11 protein-coding genes are annotated in these 18,012 nt (G+C 28.5%); 10 read left to right on the forward strand and 1 reads right to left on the reverse strand.

Annotated features, from left to right (window positions below; genetic code table 11):
• Nucleotides 1-318 precede the first annotated feature (318 nt).
• The 4 genes from mutS (at nucleotide 319) to UF10_RS04465 (ending at nucleotide 8,129) form a co-directional block, all read left to right on the forward strand.
• A complete protein-coding gene (gene mutS, locus UF10_RS04445; RefSeq protein WP_106776608.1) occupies nucleotides 319-3,240 on the forward strand; it encodes a DNA mismatch repair protein MutS in 2,922 nt (973 codons plus the stop codon).
• A gap of 51 nt (nucleotides 3,241-3,291) precedes the next feature.
• Nucleotides 3,292-5,562, forward strand: a complete 2,271-nt coding sequence (mutL, locus tag UF10_RS09345; protein WP_242969043.1) for a DNA mismatch repair endonuclease MutL — start codon at nucleotides 3,292-3,294, stop codon at nucleotides 5,560-5,562.
• Between the two features lie 83 nt (nucleotides 5,563-5,645).
• Nucleotides 5,646-6,572, forward strand: a complete 927-nt coding sequence (gene miaA, locus UF10_RS04460) for a tRNA (adenosine(37)-N6)-dimethylallyltransferase MiaA (RefSeq protein WP_207654562.1) — start codon at nucleotides 5,646-5,648, stop codon at nucleotides 6,570-6,572.
• Nucleotides 6,573-6,839: 267 nt separating this feature from the next.
• Nucleotides 6,840-8,129, forward strand: a complete 1,290-nt coding sequence (locus tag UF10_RS04465) for a methionine gamma-lyase family protein (RefSeq protein ID WP_106776609.1) — start codon at nucleotides 6,840-6,842, stop codon at nucleotides 8,127-8,129.
• A 141-nt stretch (nucleotides 8,130-8,270) separates the two neighbouring features.
• Here UF10_RS04465 and UF10_RS04470 read toward each other — a convergent pair whose 3' ends face one another.
• Nucleotides 8,271-8,768, reverse strand: coding sequence for a prolyl-tRNA synthetase associated domain-containing protein (locus UF10_RS04470; RefSeq protein ID WP_106776610.1), 498 nt, complete (start codon nucleotides 8,766-8,768; stop codon nucleotides 8,271-8,273).
• A 1,090-nt stretch (nucleotides 8,769-9,858) separates the two neighbouring features.
• Here UF10_RS04470 and nrdD point away from each other — a divergent pair.
• The 6 genes from nrdD (at nucleotide 9,859) to UF10_RS04500 (ending at nucleotide 17,944) form a co-directional block, all read left to right on the forward strand.
• The gene (gene nrdD, locus UF10_RS04475) at nucleotides 9,859-11,979 is read left to right on the forward strand and encodes an anaerobic ribonucleoside-triphosphate reductase (protein ID WP_106776611.1); all 2,121 of its coding nucleotides are present in this window, start codon (nucleotides 9,859-9,861) and stop codon (nucleotides 11,977-11,979) included.
• A 75-nt stretch (nucleotides 11,980-12,054) separates the two neighbouring features.
• The gene (gene nrdG, locus UF10_RS04480) at nucleotides 12,055-12,564 is read left to right on the forward strand and encodes an anaerobic ribonucleoside-triphosphate reductase activating protein (protein WP_106776612.1); all 510 of its coding nucleotides are present in this window, start codon (nucleotides 12,055-12,057) and stop codon (nucleotides 12,562-12,564) included.
• Nucleotides 12,565-12,909: 345 nt separating this feature from the next.
• Nucleotides 12,910-13,230: a Fe-S cluster assembly protein HesB gene (locus UF10_RS04485; RefSeq protein ID WP_106776613.1), complete on the forward strand. Its 321-nt coding sequence runs from the start codon at nucleotides 12,910-12,912 to the stop codon at nucleotides 13,228-13,230.
• Between the two features lie 101 nt (nucleotides 13,231-13,331).
• Nucleotides 13,332-14,072 (forward strand): tRNA (guanosine(46)-N7)-methyltransferase TrmB, encoded by a 741-nt coding sequence (gene trmB, locus UF10_RS04490; protein WP_106776614.1) that lies wholly within the window; start codon nucleotides 13,332-13,334, stop codon nucleotides 14,070-14,072.
• 19 nt (nucleotides 14,073-14,091) lie between these two features.
• Nucleotides 14,092-14,904, forward strand: coding sequence for a hypothetical protein (locus UF10_RS04495; protein WP_106776615.1), 813 nt, complete (start codon nucleotides 14,092-14,094; stop codon nucleotides 14,902-14,904).
• A gap of 2,191 nt (nucleotides 14,905-17,095) precedes the next feature.
• Nucleotides 17,096-17,944, forward strand: coding sequence for a DegV family protein (locus tag UF10_RS04500; RefSeq protein WP_106776616.1), 849 nt, complete (start codon nucleotides 17,096-17,098; stop codon nucleotides 17,942-17,944).
• The last annotated feature ends 68 nt before the right edge of the window (nucleotides 17,945-18,012 follow it).

Raw genomic sequence — 18,012 nt, forward strand, 5'->3', positions numbered from 1 at the left:
TGGATTTATTATTTTTTAAAATAAAATATCCAAAATTCTTACTTTTATACTATCTTATTTTAAAATATAATGGTATAATATTATCTAATATATAACAAACAAAAACGTGAATATTTTATTTTTAAATTAATATTAGTTGCTTAGACTATAGCTATTAAAGCTTTAGTTATAAGCAACTTTTTTGTATTTTTATTATATTTTAGTGCAATTACAGTTTTTTATTTTTCTATAAATATAGCATTTCTAATTGATATTCTTTTTTAACACTTTTAATTATATGATATAATATAGTATTGATATAAATTGATGGAGGTAAAGATGAACATAGATAAAGACAAACTTTCTCCTATGATGAGAAAGTATTTAGAGACAAAAGAAGAATACAATGACTGCATTCTGTTTTATAGACTTGGAGATTTCTATGAGATGTTTTTTGATGATGCAATTTTAGCTTCCAAAGTACTAAATATAGCTTTGACAGGTAAGGCATGTGGTTTGGAAGAGAGAGCACCTATGTGTGGTGTACCTTTCCATTCTGCATCTTCATATATAACTACATTGATAGAATCTGGCTATAAGGTCGCTATAGGTGAACAAGTTGAAGATCCAGCTACAGCAAAAGGCTTAGTTAGAAGAGAAGTTGTAAAGATTGTAACTCCTGGCACACTTTTAGAGGATGATTCTTTAGAAAAAGTTCAAAATAACTACTTAATGAGCGTGTATTTTGGAAGTGAAGATCAAGTAGCTATTAGCTATGTAGATATTAGTACTGGTGAGTTAAATGTTACCAAAATAGATTCTTCCAAGGTAAAGGATGAAATAGCAAAGATTTCTCCTTCTGAGATTATATCTAATAGTGATGATTTTAGAAAAAACATCAAGGGTCTTTGTGATATGGCAAATATATATTTAAATGATGATTTTAATAATACTTTACTAGATACTAAGATATTAACAGATACTTTTTCCAAGAAATATTTACAAGATATAGATATTTATGGTGATGCTTTGTTTGAAAAATCTATATCTGTTGCCTTAAACTATATAAAGAACACACAGATGTTGGATTCAACTAATATAAGCAGTATAAATGTCTATAATTCAAATGACTATATGACACTTGACCTATTTACTAGAGTAAATCTTGAACTGACAAAGACTATGCGAGGATCCAAGAAGAAGGGTTCCTTGTTACAGGTCTTGGACTCTACTTCTACACCTATGGGAGCTAGAATGCTTAGGAAGTTTATAGAGCAACCTCTAATAAATAAAGATAAGATAGAGTTTCGATTAAATATTACAGAGGCAATAAAGGATGATTTTATACTTAGAGAAGATCTAAAGGATAAACTATCCAAGATATTTGACTTAGAGAGAATATGTGCCAAGATTGCATATGATAGAGTATCACCAAAAGATTTGATTAATCTAAAAAATAGTATTGCCATGATACCAGAAGTACTAGATACTATCGGAAAGTCCCAATCTAAGATACTATTAGATTTTACAGAAACGGTTGATCCTTTAATAGATATCTATGATGTGATAGACCAAGCTATACTGGAAGATCCATCGCAAAATCTAAAAGAGGGAAATATTATTAAAAGCGAGTTTAGTGATGAACTATCCAAATTAAGAGATATTTCTCAAAATGGTGCATTTGTAATCAAAGATATCGAGTCAAAGGAGAAAGAAAAAACAGGAGCCAAGTCCCTAAAAATTGGATATAATAAAGTTTTTGGATATTATATAGAAATTACAAAGGCTGCACTTTTACAAGCAAAGCTTGATGATAGTTATATAAGAAAGCAAACTTTGGTAAATGCAGAGAGATTTATAACTCCTGAACTAAAAGAAATTGAAGATAAGATAATAAATGCAGAAGATAAAATTAAAAATATGGAATACGAAATGTTTAAAGATATTAGAAAGAAGATATATCATAATATAGAGAGAATACAAAGAGTTGCATCAATTATAGCGGAATTAGACGTATATCTATCAAATGCTCTAGTAGCGAGTAAGTATGATTATGTAAAGCCTCTAATCAACAGTACAGGTAAGCTTGATATTAAAGACGGAAGACACCCTGTTATAGAACAGATAATGGGCTATGAAAACTTTATATCAAATGATAGTTATATAGACAAGGATAATTTTATAAATATTATTACAGGTCCTAATATGTCTGGTAAATCTACCTATATGAGACAAAATGCCTTGATAGCCTTGATGGCACACATCGGTAGCTTTGTTCCTGCAAGTTATGCAAATATACCTATACTGGATCGAATATTTACTAGAGTAGGTGCTAGTGATGACTTATCTCAGGGACAGTCTACATTTATGGTGGAAATGGACGAGGTCAGTCATATACTTCAAAATGCGACTAAAGATAGTTTGATTATATTAGATGAAGTCGGCAGAGGTACAAGCACATATGACGGGATATCACTAGCTTGGTCTATAGTTGAGTTTATACACGATAGAATTGGAGCAAAGACTTTATTTGCAACTCACTATCACGAATTGACAGATTTAGAAAATAAATATGATACAATCAAGAATTATTCTATTGCAGTAAAGGAAGATGGAGATAATATAGTATTTTTAAGAAAAATAGTTCCTACTGCAGCGGATAGAAGTTACGGTATATATGTAGCTAGACTTGCCAAGTTGCCAGAAGAAGTCCTAGATAGGGCAGATTCTATTTTATCTGAACTAGAAAAGAACCACTTGGCAAACTCATCTAGTATTACAAGCTCTTCTCTTGATAAAATCAATAATTCTTCGTCAGTTAACTCTAATAGCAAGGATGGAAATCTCAAGCTAGATAAAGAGGAATTAAACTACGTCTCAAATCTAAATGAATGCCCTGAGTCATCTTTAAATCTTTCTTCAAGGAGTATTAAGTCAAGCTCTGATATGGATAAATCATACCATACAGAAAGCGAAAATAAAGATGAGATTAAAGTATTTGAAAGTGACACTGATAATAAAATTAAAGACGAAGATAAAAATATTAATAAAAATATTAATAAAAATATTCAAGCCGAAAATATAAAGTCAAATAAATCAGATAATATGCAGATAAGCTTTGAGGATGTATGTGGAAATGATGAGTACAAAGAGTTTGTATCTGAGGTACTTTCGGTTGATATGATGAACTCTACACCTTTAGATATTATGAATGTTATGTACGCTCTTCAAAAGAAAGCTAAGGAGCTTTCTGCAAAATAATAAATGCAGTAGATAGTTAATTATATGTAATCAAGTAGATTAGGAGGAAATATGCCTAAGATTAATGTTTTAGATGATATAACAATAAATAAAATTGCAGCAGGAGAGGTAATAGAAAGACCTGCTTCAATAATAAAAGAGTTGGTAGAAAACTCAATTGATGCTGGATCAAAATTTATTTCTGTTGGAATAAAAAATGGTGGAAAAGATTTAATTAAAATTATAGATGATGGATGTGGTATAGATGCCAGTGATATTGAAAAAGCCTTTATGCGCCACGCTACGAGTAAAATTAATAGAGCTGAAGATTTATACTCACTTAACTCTTTGGGCTTTCGTGGAGAGGCATTAGCTTCTATATGCGCTGTTTCAAAGCTAGAGATGATTAGTAAAACAGAGAATTCATTGACTGGAACAAAAATACAGTTAAATGGCGGAAAACTAGTAAATAAAGAAGAAATTGCTGCAAACAAAGGAACACAAATAAGTGTGCTCTCTTTATTTTATAATACACCTGCCAGAAAAAAGTTTTTGAGATCAAATCAGTCAGAGGCTCTAGCTATAACAAACTTAATGAATAAGCTTGCAATTGGAAACCCAGATATAAGATTTAAGTATATTAATAACAGTAAGACAATTTTTGAGACTATGGGAGATGGACTTCTTTTTAATACAATTAGAAAAATTTATGGTAAAGATATCAGTGATAATCTAATTGAACTTGACTATGAATCCAAATATTTTAAAATACAAGGTTATACTGCAAATAATAATATATATAGATCAAATAGAAAATTTCAACACATTTTTATAAATGGCAGATATGTAAAGAGTTCTAATATTATGAATGTGATAAATGAGTCATACAAGGCTATAATACCCATTAATAAATTCCCTGTATATTTTATAAATATGTATATGGATCCTGGTACTATAGACGTAAATATACATCCAAATAAACTTGAAATTAAATTTAATAAAGAAGAGGAACTTTTGTCAGAGTTGAGCGATTATATTAGGGGAATGCTACTTAAAAATAGTCTGATTGGTAAATACAGAGGAAGTGTCAACACTAAAAAAGACCTGTTTACTTATAAGGATGTTTCTAGAACTTTTGATAGTTTTTCTTACAGCGAAGAGGATCAATTAGAAAACTTAAAATCTAAAACATCAGAAAAAAGCTCACAGAATCCTATGAACTCTAGCTCAATTGATGGTGGTGTCAAAAGTGTAGGTTTGAATACTATTGACAATGAAGCTGATAGAGTAGAAAATCCGAATGCCAGTAGTACTAATACTCATACCCATAATGTTTCAGATATAAAAAACAGAGAGATTTCAAGAGAAAAGAGCACTCTAAATACTTATGACACCGAAAAAACTTTTGGAAGTAATCCTAGCAATTCAAATACAAAAGCTTTTCTAAATGAAGACGTGACTAAACAAATAGAAAATCTTTCTGAAATAAAAAATATTAATAGTTTTAAAAAACTTACAGGTTATGACACTTATGATACCAAAACGGATGATGATTTTTTAAAAGATGTTTCTGAAAAATTTAAAAAAGAAAAAGATGAAAATCTAGATAAAGAAGATAAAAAAGATAATTTTAATGGCTATCAAAATCTCAACTATAACTCTGGATATAAGTCAATTCAGGAAAGTAAAAAAAGTTACCTAAATAAAAATATACAAGAAGAAAATCAAATGGATTTTTTAGATAAAAATGATGATGCTAAGAATAGTGATTTTAAAAATTTAATCTTCTCTGGGATAATATTTGATACTTATGTTATATTTACAAAGGCAGATGAAATGATAATGATGGATCAACACGCTGCTCATGAAAGAATCAGATTTGAAATGTATATGAAAAAATTCAAAGATAATACTCTTAGTATACAAATGTTAATAGAGCCAATTATAATGGATTTATCCCCGGTTGATATGGATATTACTATTAGAAATTTAGAGATTTTCAAAAGATTCGGCTTCATAATTGAAGAATTTGGACATAAAAATATTAGCATCAGGGGTGTGCCAAATACATTTGGTACTCCAGAAAGTCAAAGATTTATATATGAAATTATAGATAATCTAGATAAAATAAGTAATATTTATGATACTAAGTATGACAATATTGCAGAGATTGCTTGTAAGTCGGCTATTAAAGCCAATGATAAAATAAGTTATCAAGAGGCTCTTGAACTTGTAAAAGAGCTAGAACTTTGCGAAAATCCATATACTTGCCCACACGGAAGACCTATAATGGTAAAAATGGCAAAGTATGATATTGAAAAAATGTTTAAAAGAAAAATATAAAATTAGCCAAAATCAATTGTAAAAGTTATAAAATGTAGTAAAATAGTAAAGTGGAATGTATTTAGGAAACGGTGGTGATAATTATGAGCAAAATTCCTGTTTTAATACTCACAGGTCCAACTGCAGTTGGCAAAACAAATCTTTCCATAGAGTTGGCAAAATCATTTAATGGTGAAATTATTTCTGCTGATTCCATGCAAATATATAAAAATATGGATGTCGGTAGTGCTAAAATTACTGATGAAGAAATGAATGGAATAAAGCATTACCTAATAGATGTTATAAATCCCGATGAAGAATTTTCTGTTTCCGATTTTAGAGAGATGGCAGAAAAACATATAAAAGATATACACGGCCGTGGTAAGCTTCCAATTATAACTGGAGGTACAGGACTGTATTTAAATTCTTTAATATATAATATGGACTTTGGTAAATCAAATTCAAATGAAGACTTGAGAAATGAACTTTATGACTTATATCAAAAGCACGGAGCTGAATATATGCATAATATTCTACATTCTCTATCAAAAGAGTCTGCAGATAGAATTCATCCAAACAATGTAAAAAGAGTTATTAGGGCTATTGAAATTTATAAATCAGGTGGAGAACTAGGTGACTTCTCTAAAGACCTTCAATATAATGAAAATATAGATGCAAAAGTAGTTGTTTTAAATAGGGATAGAAAATATCTCTATGAAAGAATAAATATGAGAGTAGATATTATGTTTGATCAAGGTCTATTGGCAGAAGTCAAAAAGTTAAAAGATATGGGCTATACACAAGATATGGTTTCTATGAAGGGTATCGGATATAAAGAGGTCCTAGACTACTTTGATGAAAAAGAAACATTGGATAGAACTATTGAAATTATTAAGCAAAGTACTAGAAAGTATGCAAAGAGACAAATAACATGGTTTAAAAAATATAAAGACGCTTTATGGATTGATCTAGGAGAACTTTCTGATATAAATGATCAGATAGCTTTAATTAAAAACTTTATTAAAAAATAAAAAGCTTTATTTTTAGTTTTATGTAATAAATATTACAATTAAAATCTTAAAATTGTTACGACCAATTAAACTTATAGACTTTTATCTATAATTGTTCTATAAGTTTTTATTGGCGTGCAGATATTATGTACAAATATATTCTATTAAATAAATAGCCTAGATAAGAAATTTTATACAATAGAATTATGACTTACCTTTATACTTTGATAGAATATATTTGTACATAATTAATAAAAAATAAGTATATATACTACAAGGAGAATTAGAATGTTAAAAGAAACAGAAGAATTATTATTAAAAAATTATGGAATAAATAAAAATATATTTGAACTTTCTAAGGAAGTGGATAAAGATATCCAACCTCAGTTTGATAGAATGAGACAGATAAGAGAATATAATCAGCTTAAAGTCTTAAATGCTATGCAGGAATCTCATTTAAGTGACAATCACTTTAACTGGACTACTGGATATGGATATAATGACCTAGGAAGAGAAAAGGTTGAAGAAATATACGCCAGAGTATTCCACACTGAAGATGCCTTAGTAAGACCACAGATAGTAAACGGTACTCATGCCTTATCTCTAACAATACAAGGTATAGTTAGACCTGGAGATGAGATTCTCTCTATTACTTCTGCACCATATGACACCCTTCAGGGAGTAATTGGTATTAGAGAAGAAATAGGTTGTCTAAAAGAATTTGGAGTTACATATAAGCAGGTAGACTTCTTAGAAAACGGAAATATAGACATAGAAGGTGCTAAAGCAGCTATAAATGAAAAAACTAAATTAATAATGATACAAAGATCAAAAGGATATGCTTGGAGAAAGTCTCTAAGTGTCAAAGATATAGAGGAAGCTATTCAGGCTGTGAAGTCAGTTAGAGAAGATTTAATAGTTATGGTAGATAATTGTTATGGAGAGTTTCTAGAAACTAAAGAGCCTACTGACGTCGGAGCTGATGTTATAGCTGGATCTCTAATCAAAAATCCAGGAGGAAGCCTTGCATTAGCTGGTGGTTATATAGTTGGTAAAAAGGATATTATAGAATTGATTTCTTATAGATTAACTTCTCCAGGAATAGGTAAGGAGTGTGGCCTAATGTTTGGAACAACTAGAACAATACTTCAAGGACTTTTCCAAGCTCCATATGTTGTATCTCAGGCAGTTATGGGAGCTGTCTTCTGTGCTAGACTATATGAAAAGTTAGGATATAAGGTCAATCCAGCATATGATGATGAAAGAAGTGATATTATACAAATAGTACAATTAAAAGATGCAGATGAAGTAATTAAGTTCTGCGAGGGAGTACAGGCAGCAGCTCCAGTAGATTCATTTGTAACTCCAATACCTTGGGCTATGCCAGGATATGATGATGAAGTAATAATGGCAGCGGGTGCCTTTGTTCAGGGATCTTCAATAGAGTTGAGTGCAGATGCACCTATAAGAGAGCCTTACAATGTATACTTCCAAGGCGGAATAACATATGATCACTCAAAAATGGGATCATTAAAGGCTTTAGAAAAAATGGGAATAATAGACACTGATAATAAATAATATTGCTCTATTTTGATAGATAACAAGTGGATATTGATTTGAAATACAAATATCAGGGTATCTAATTATATAAGTAAAAACTTATTGAATAAAAATAAAGGTGTTGAAAGAAAAACCTTTCAACACCTTTTATTATTGTTTTTATAGCTCGACAGGGTTAATTATTACACCTAAGTCTGATAAGTATTTTTTTAAACCATCAAGAGATATAGTAACCATCTTATGGTTTACATTTGGATGAAAATTTAAGTCCTCTCCATTTATTATACTTTTATCCATGAAGAAAGTAACTACTTTTTCTTCATCATTAATAAGTGAGAAAGGGTTAACTGATCCTGGCTGAAGATTTAAAACCTTCATCAATCTTTCTGGAGAAGCAAAAGATAGTCTTGTAGATCCTATTTTATCTTTTACATCCTTTAGGTTTACTTCTGCGTCATCTTTAGCAGTTATCAGATAGTATTTATTTCCCTTTGCATTTCTTAAAAATAAGTTTTTGCAATGTATTCCATGTGTTCTATCTTTAATAGAATCAAGTTCTGCAGCAGTATATACTGGTTCATGTTCAATTACTGTATATTCTATAGCTAGTTCATCTAGCTTATCATATACTTTTTGTTCATTTTCTAAAATTTCCATATAGACCTCCTGTTGTTGACCTCAATAATTGTTAAATAATATCTATAAGAAATTATAACATATATAAAAAACTTAAACAATATATACAATATATTTTGTATTTTTCTGTTTATCTTTATATTATTTCTTGAAAATGTTTCTTTTTTTAAAATAAAAAGATTTTTTGACCCTTTTGCTAATTGTTTTTTGTTGTATTTACAACAAATTTAACTATATTTTGAAAAAGTAATTTGTTTTTCAAAGTATTTTTTTATATACTTTTTCATTTATTTCAACTCTATAAATATTAGCTTTTTTAAGAGTTTTTTTATAAGAAAATGCTCTGGTTTTCGAGCAAGCAAGCTTTTTAAATTCTATAACTTAACTTTAGAGTTATAAAAAACAAGTATATAGCTAACAATAAATAGCTATAGTGTATTATAATAATCTAATTTGCTGATTGAATTATTAATTCTATAAAGTACCATATATAGTGTTATTTTTAGTTTTTTTCTATTTTTTACATCTATATGTATTATGATAAAATTTTAAAAATTTTTTTGACAGCTTTTTCTTATTATAATAACTTTTATGGGCACTTATTATATTAAAACTATATGTTTTGACAATATTGGTACCGTATAGATTAAGATTTTTCGAAAATTAATGAAATTAAGGCACTTGTTTTATCATCAAAAATATCGTATACTAAATAGCGAAGACACAACATATTGTATTTGACTTACAAATTAATTCTATATATTGTGTATTTATCATAGTATTAGGCCATTACTGACTTTCAGATATATTTACAGTTTTTTATATAAATTTAAGAGTTGGGATAAAGCTTTATTATGATATCTTTACGTGTAAAGAATATGTTTATTCAATTACATCCATTTAAAGATGTGTTTCTTACCATATTTTTTACACAATTCATCATTATGAGCTAATTTTTAAATATTAGTCATAATGGTGGATATAAAATTTAAATATTAAAATAATATTATAAATCAGAAATTGTTTTACGTTTTAAAATAAATTAAATCAATTTCTTCAATTAAAAAGTAAGTATTTAAGAATAAGTATTTAAGAAAGAGAGTGAGTATTGATGTATGTAATCAAAAGAGATGGGACTTCAGTTCCTTTTGACAGATCGAAAATAAAAATAGCAGTTGAAAAGGCTATGAAAAATGGAAGTGGATTATATCACCCTGATATAGCTGAAGCCGTTGCTAGAGATTGCGAGAAGTACTTCATAGACTTAAATGAAACTCCTACTATATATAAGATAGAAGGATACGTTTATGATAGATTGATTTTTTATAATCACAGCGAAACTGCTAGAGCCTATGAGGGATATAGAGCAGTTCAGCAGTTTAAAAGACAAGTAAATACAACAGATGAATCAATAATGAACCTTATGAAAAAATCCAATGAAGATATCATGACGGAGAATTCAAATAAAAATGCTGTTATTTGCTCTACTCAGAGAGACTTAATTGCTGGAGAAGTATCTAAGGATATTGCTAGAAGAAAGTTGATACCACCACATATTGTACAGGCACATGATGAAGGTGCAATACACTGGCATGATATGGATTATACACTTCAACCAATATTTAACTGCTGCCTAATAAATATACAAGATATGTTAGACAATGGAACTGTAATAAATGAAAAAATGGTAGAAAGTCCAAAGTCATTTTCTACTGCTTGTACAGTAACAACACAAATAATGGCTCAGGTAGCAAGTAATCAGTATGGTGGACAGAGTATCACTATAAGACATCTTGCTCCTTACCTTAGAAGAACTAAGCAAAAGTTCTATAATATCTATCTTGATAAATTCCATGATGAAGATTTGGCAGAAGAAATTTCTGAAGATATGATGTTTAAGGACCTAAAAGATGGAGTACAAACTATAAGATATCAGTTATCTACATTAATGACTACAAATGGTCAAGCTCCATTTGCTACTATATACCTTGAAATAGAAGAAGGTCATGAGTACGAAAGAGAGATGGCTCTAATTTGCGAAGAAATGATAAAGCAAAGATTGGAAGGAATGAAAAATTATAAGGGGCAAAATGTAGGTGAAGCTTTCCCTAAGCTTGTATATCTTTTAGATGAAAATAACTGTCTAGAAGGCGGAAAGTATGACTATATTACTAGATTGTCTGCTGAATGTACAGCTAAAAGATTAGTTCCAGATTATCAAAGTGCAAAGATAATGAGAGAGAATTATGTTGGATGTACTTTCCCTCCAATGGGATGTAGATCTCATCTATCTCCTTGGAAGGACGAAAACGATGATTATAAATGGTATGGACGATTCAACCAGGGAGTTGTATCTTTAAACCTTCCACAAATTGCTATATTGTCAGAAGGTAAGATGGGACAGTTTTGGAATATATTTGATCAAAGACTAGAGCTATGCAAGGAAGCACTTCTTTGTAGACATAAGATGCTTTTAGGAACTCTATCAGATGTTTCTCCTATTCACTGGCAGCACGGTGCAATAGCAAGACTTGAAAAGGGAGAAAAAATCGATAAGCTTTTAAAAGATGGTTATTCTACACTTTCTCTAGGCTATGTTGGTATATATGAAATGGTTTATGCTATGCTGGGTGTTAGCCATACAACTCCAGAAGGCGAGAAATTTGCTATGGATGTTATGCAGCACATGAAGGATGCTTGTGATAGATGGAGAAATGAAACTGGGTTAGGATTTAGTCTATATGGAACACCTGCTGAATCATTAGTTTATAGATTCTGTAGAGTTGACAAGGCTAGATTTGGAGAAATAGAAGGCGTTACAGACAAGCTTTACTATACAAATTCTTACCATGTAAATGTATGTGAAGAAATAGATGCCTTTAAAAAGCTTCAATTTGAAGCACCTTTCCACGGTATTTCAACTGGTGGATGTATTTCTTATATAGAGGTTCCTGATATGTCTAAAAATCTTGATGCTGTTGAACAGATAATAAACTTTATTTACCATAATATACAGTACGCAGAAATAAATACAAAACCAGATGTATGCTATAAGTGTGGCTATACTGGTGAAATACAATTAGATGACGAACTTAACTGGTACTGCCCATCTTGTGGAAATAGAGATCAAGATGAAATGCAAGTAATGAGACGTACTTGTGGCTATATTGGAACTAACTTCTGGAACAAGGGACGTACACAGGAAATTGGAGACAGAGTTCTTCATTTATAAAAATCAAATAAATGTATGGCAATATGATTACATATTGCCATTTGTTTTATATAGATATAATTTAGGAGGATTTAGATGAGATATAATAAAATCCGTAGATATGATGTTACAAATGGACCAGGTGTAAGAACTACTATTTTTGTATCTGGTTGCACACACAACTGCGAAGACTGTTTTAATAAGGAACTACAAGATTTTGAGTATGGAGATATTTGGAGTCAAAAAAGTGAAGACGAATTTATAGATTATGTATCAAACCCTATGGTTGTTGGTATAAATGTTTTGGGTGGCGAGCCCCTACAACAGACTATGGATGACAGTCTATTGGATCTACTTAAGAGAGTGAAAAATGAGTTCCCAGAAAAAAGCATCTGGCTATGGACTGGCGATTTATTTGAGGAAGCTATAGAAAATGAAAAGAAATTAGCAATAATCGAGCAAGTCGATGTTATAATTGATGGCCAATTCCAAAAGGATAAAAGAAATATTAAACTTAAATATAGAGGATCAGAAAACCAAAGAGTTATTGATGTTAGAGAAAGTTTAGAAAAAGATGAGGTAGTAGAATATCAGTTTGAAGAATAATTTTTAAGCAGAAAAAATACACTTATAATTAATATAAATATTTTTATATTAACTTCAAACAGTAAAAAAAGATATTACTATTAAATTCTTTTTATTGTATTCTTTTTTATATGTTAATCTGTTTTTTGTGTTTTTATTTAATGTTTATATAACTTTCTAACTATTTAAATTAGTTAACTCTTTTGCTTTTAATATTTTATTATCTATGATATAATGTTTTTGTTGATTATTATAATCATAGATGGATATATATATAATATAGCCAGTAGTAATCTATTACTAACTCGACTATATATCAGAAGACATAAACTATATTAAAATTGTAAAGAGAAAGGAATAGATAAAATGAAAGTAGAAGTAGCTCAGACAGCACTAGAAGTATTAAGAGAGATAATAGCAGAACAAGGGGAAGAAGTTCCTACTTCTGTAAGAATGTATTTTGCAGGAGCAGCTTGTTCAGGTCCATCATTTGGACTAGCTCTAGACAATAAAAAAGAAAGTGATGCTGCATGTGCAGTAGAAGAACTAGAATTTGTTATGGATGAGCAAGAATATGCACAGTTTGGGGATATGCTTATTCAGGATTTAGGCGGAGGATTCAGAGTAATTCCAGAAAGCTTAAAGGATATGGAAAGTGGTTGTGGAAGCTGTTCAGGTTGCCACTAATAGTCACTTCTAAGTAATTTGTAAATAGAGGAGCTGTCGTTGACAGTTCCTTTTTTTGTATGTTATACTTTTTAAATACTAGTTAAATAAAGGAGAAATTTATGAGAAGAAGAAAAATAAAGGGTGCTGATGAAAGACTTTTATCATACAAACACTATATAGTTAATGGAATGATTGATCAGAAACTACCCGAAAATAGTGAAGATAATTCAAAGAGTATCTTTGACAATAGAGTACCTATAGAAAACGAAATTTATAATACACTTATCAATGATTACAAAGGTAATTGGAGCAATGTTTTCAAAAACAATAATCCAATTCATATAGAGGTAGGTACTGGACGAGGAAAATTCATCACTACTTTGGCTCAACAAAATCCTGATATAAACTATATCGCACTTGAAATAAAGGAAGAAGTTTTACTAAGAGCAGTAGAAAAGGCAGATGATTTAAAACTATCTAATATAGCTTTTATTTGGGGAAATGTGGAATTTTTTGATTTATACTTCTCTGACAAGGAACTCTCTAGGATATATATAAATTTTTGTGATCCATGGCCTAAAAAAAGATATGCAAAAAGAAGACTTACTCACTCAAATTTCTTAGAGTTATATAGAAAAAAACTAAAAAATGATGGTGAAATCAATTTTAAAACAGATAATAGAGATTTATTTGAATTTAGCCTGAATGAGATATCTTCAAATGATTGGATGTTAAAAAATATTTCCCTAGATCTTGCAAATAGTGACTTTGATTTTAATGTCACTACAGAATATGAAGATAAATTTATGAGCCTTGGGCAAGCTATCTATAGACTTGAGGCGGTAGATATAAGAAAATAGCTATAAATAAGGAGATAATATGCTAGTAGAAATTATTAAAACTTCGCTTATATACACTTTTGCTTTTGTATTGGTATTATTTGCTTTTGGTGCTATTTTTAGCTATATAGAAAAAACTAATTCTTCTTCCATATATAGAACTTTTGGTATGAACGGACTTTTAATTACAGGTATTATAGGTACTATTGTCCATGAATTTAGCCACATGATTTTTTGTGTAATTTTCAGACATGAAATCACTGATTTTTCTTTGTTTAGACCTTTCAAAAGTCGTTATGATGGTATAATGGGCTATGTAAATCATCGATGTGATTTAAATAGTTATTATCAAAGAGTTGGTAATTTCTTTATAGGTATTGCACCAATTATATTTGGAACTATTTTTTTGATGCTATGTATGTGGATATTACTCCCAAGTGAGTTTAATAGTATAAGAGAAACTTTTAATGAAAATATGGATTATATAAAAAATATACATCACATCAAAGACTCTGTTAATATCTATATTACTATAGTTATTTCTACCTTAGAAAACCTAAGTCCTTTCAGAAATCATAATATTATTAAATATCTAGTATTTATTTATATAATGTATTCTGTAACAACTCACATGGATCTTAGCAAAGAAGATTTATCTAATAGTAAGTCTGGTTTTTTTGTATTTATTAGTTTATTATTTATAATAAATTTTTTATGTGTTTTTATGGGATTAAAGTATAAGATAATCTTACTGAGATTTATTATTAGTGTTTTTTCTTTTTTAACTGTAGGTTTACTATTTGCTACAGTTACTATGCTTATTTCTAAAGCTCTAGAAATATTCTTTGCATAAAGCAAAATTAGGTTTTAGATAAACTAGATAAACTACAAACTATAATAGATGTAAATCAGAATTAATCTATAAGAAAATCCGATAAGCTATCATTTATATAAATCAGAATTAGACTTTGATAAAACTAGATAAACTATAATAGATATTATCTAGAAATAATATAAGTGAATAAATATTAAGATCTTGCTCTGGCTAACTTATAAGCTCAGAGCTTTTTATTTGTAAATATAAGAATTTTTTATTTATATTAGCTTTTTTCTTCTTAAAAGCCTTAAAATCAGTTTTAAGAGATAATACAGAAGTTCAAGTGTTAATGTATGTTGACTTTTCTTAAAATCGATTTAAGAGAGTCTGTTTTTGCACTATTTTAAGATTTTCGGATATTTTTTTGAAAAAAAGTATAATTTCAAAATAATCTCCCGCCTTTATAATCCTTCTAATAAATACTTATAAATATATAGAAGCTAATAGAGCCTATCCATAAAAATTCTATAGCTATGATGGTTCTGTATAAGAAATATATAATGGAGTATAGTTTGCGTAATATAAATATAGATTCTGATAAACTATAGACCCTGATAGTATACATATAGATCCTGATAATATAGATATGTATGTAAATATAAATATAGATGTGCATGTAAATGTAGATATATATAGATATAGATATAGATAGATAGATATATATAGATAGATATAGATAGATATAGATATAGATATAGATATAGCAGCATAAATGAAATACTAGTCGAAATCTAGATGCTTATAACAAGCATCTAGCAAGTAGAGTATAGAGGAGTGTTTAAAAGGGTAGTCTAAGATATATAAATCTCTAACAAGAGTATCTAGTTCAATCTTATTAATATATTTATAATTAATAATTAGAAAAATAACTTACAATAAAGTATCTATACGGAATACTTCAAATACAATTATATTGATATAATCTACTAATATAAAAAATATATCTATATATTTCAAATATAATAAACTATTATGCCAAATAACTTTATATATAATTTATTTAACATAAACAAAATATTATTTTTAAATAAGGTAAGATTCTATATTATTAAATTAGATAAAGTAGTTATTTACAATATATACAATATAAAATAAGGTGTATATTGTAATACTGTATATATTATGTGAATAGTATTACTTAATATATAAAACTAAAAAATAATTGTATAGGATTAAGTAATATTTATATAATAAACATTAATGAGATATCAATTTAATCGTTATAAATATATGCTGTAAAGATCTATACTATTAGAATATAAATGACTTAGCAATATGTATACAGATACAAGGAAAAAATAAATATAAAAATATTTCTAGAGAAAAAATATAAATCAAAGTTCTTATTTTACGTTTTTTATGATATTTTAGCATAATACGGTAATAGTAGGGCTTGTAGACTTCAAGATACAACTATGCCTTAAATGTATATTTAGGGAATAGTTGCTTTGTTATAATTTAATAAGTGTAGATTTTAGCTATTTCTATGATATTTTAGCGATTTTTACATTTAGTACAATTTAGTACTTTTTTAAGTGCTTTTTTTCTTTTATACTCTTATCGTTCATAATACTTTTTCTTTTTTCTTAATCCATCTCTTCTATATCTTTATATATCAACTGGAATCTATTTCATAGAAATCACATTCACAGTTATAAATTATTTTATTATAAGAAATATATTTACAGTTATATTTCTATTAACCATTATATATGTAACTTTTAGATATACATTTAGCTGCTCTTTTTGTTCTATTTTAAAGACTTACTTTTTTGCAAATAAGTTGCTTTTATTTACTAGCTAACTTTTCTAATTTTTGAGCGATAAAAACTATATCAATTTTTTATATGAATCCTTTCTTTTTTACTTCTACTCTATTTAGCTATTTTCATATAAAACCCAAGTTTTTTTAAAATTCACAAACTTTGATATAAATAAGTTTACTATTAACTTTTAGATACTATTTAATATTTTTAAGTTTAAAATTAAATATAACTCTCATTATTCTTTAAATTACTTATTAATATTAATAGATATAAACTTTTTTTCATTTTATTTTTACATCGTCTTATTATTTTATGGTATAATATTCCTAATAAGTAAAATATGAAAATATATATATGTATCTTCCGTATTTTTTCTTATATATATGTGGAGGTGAATAATAATGGGTATAAAGTTTGTAGTAGATTCTGCTTCTGATTTTTCTTATGAAGAAGCTAAAAATCTAGGTATCACTTTTCTTCCTTTAACGGTAACAATAAACCATAAGGAATACAAGGATGGTATTGATATTACTAATGAAGAGTTTTACAAATTATTGGAAAGCAATGAAACTCTTCCTAAAACTAGTCAAGTAACTCCTTATCAGTTTGAAGAAGCTTTTAAGGATATAATAGATAATGGTGATACTGCAATCGCTATCACAATATCATCAAAAGTATCTGGAACATATTCTAGTGCTCATCTAGCTGCAGAAAATTTCCCTGGTAAAGCTTTTGTTATTGATAGTTTAAGTGGTTCAATTGGCGAAAAAATTTTACTGTTACATGGTTTAGAATTAGCTAAATCAATTGATAATGCAGAAGATATAGTAAAGGAACTAAATAGCAAGAGAGAAAAAATAGCTGTTTATTACCTATTAGATACTTTAGAATATCTTCAAAAAGGTGGTAGAATATCTAAAATAAGCTCTCTTGCAGGAGCTCTTTTATCTGTAAAACCTATATTTACGCTTGAAGGCGGTGAGGTTAAACTTGCTGGTAAGGCAAGAGGCTTCAAAAAGGGACATAATATGCTTAAGGACCTTGTATCAGAAAGAGGGAATGTTGATACATCTAAACCTTCTATGTTAAGTTACTCAGGTGGCAATAGAGATGTTTTAAATAAATATCTTGATAAATATAGAGAAATACTGAAAATTGATGTTGATCAACTTCCAGTCACTCAATTAGGTAGCACCATAGGAACTCACTTGGGTCCTAATGCCATCGGAATTGCATTTTTCTTAGAGTAGGTATTGTACTCTTGCAATATCTTTATATTTAAAAATTGTATAAAAATATGTCGTAGAAAGCATTTTTC

Origin of the sequence: Peptostreptococcus russellii, from assembly GCF_003012055.1 — a bacterium.
Taxonomy (GTDB): domain Bacteria; phylum Bacillota; class Clostridia; order Peptostreptococcales; family Peptostreptococcaceae; genus Peptostreptococcus; species Peptostreptococcus russellii.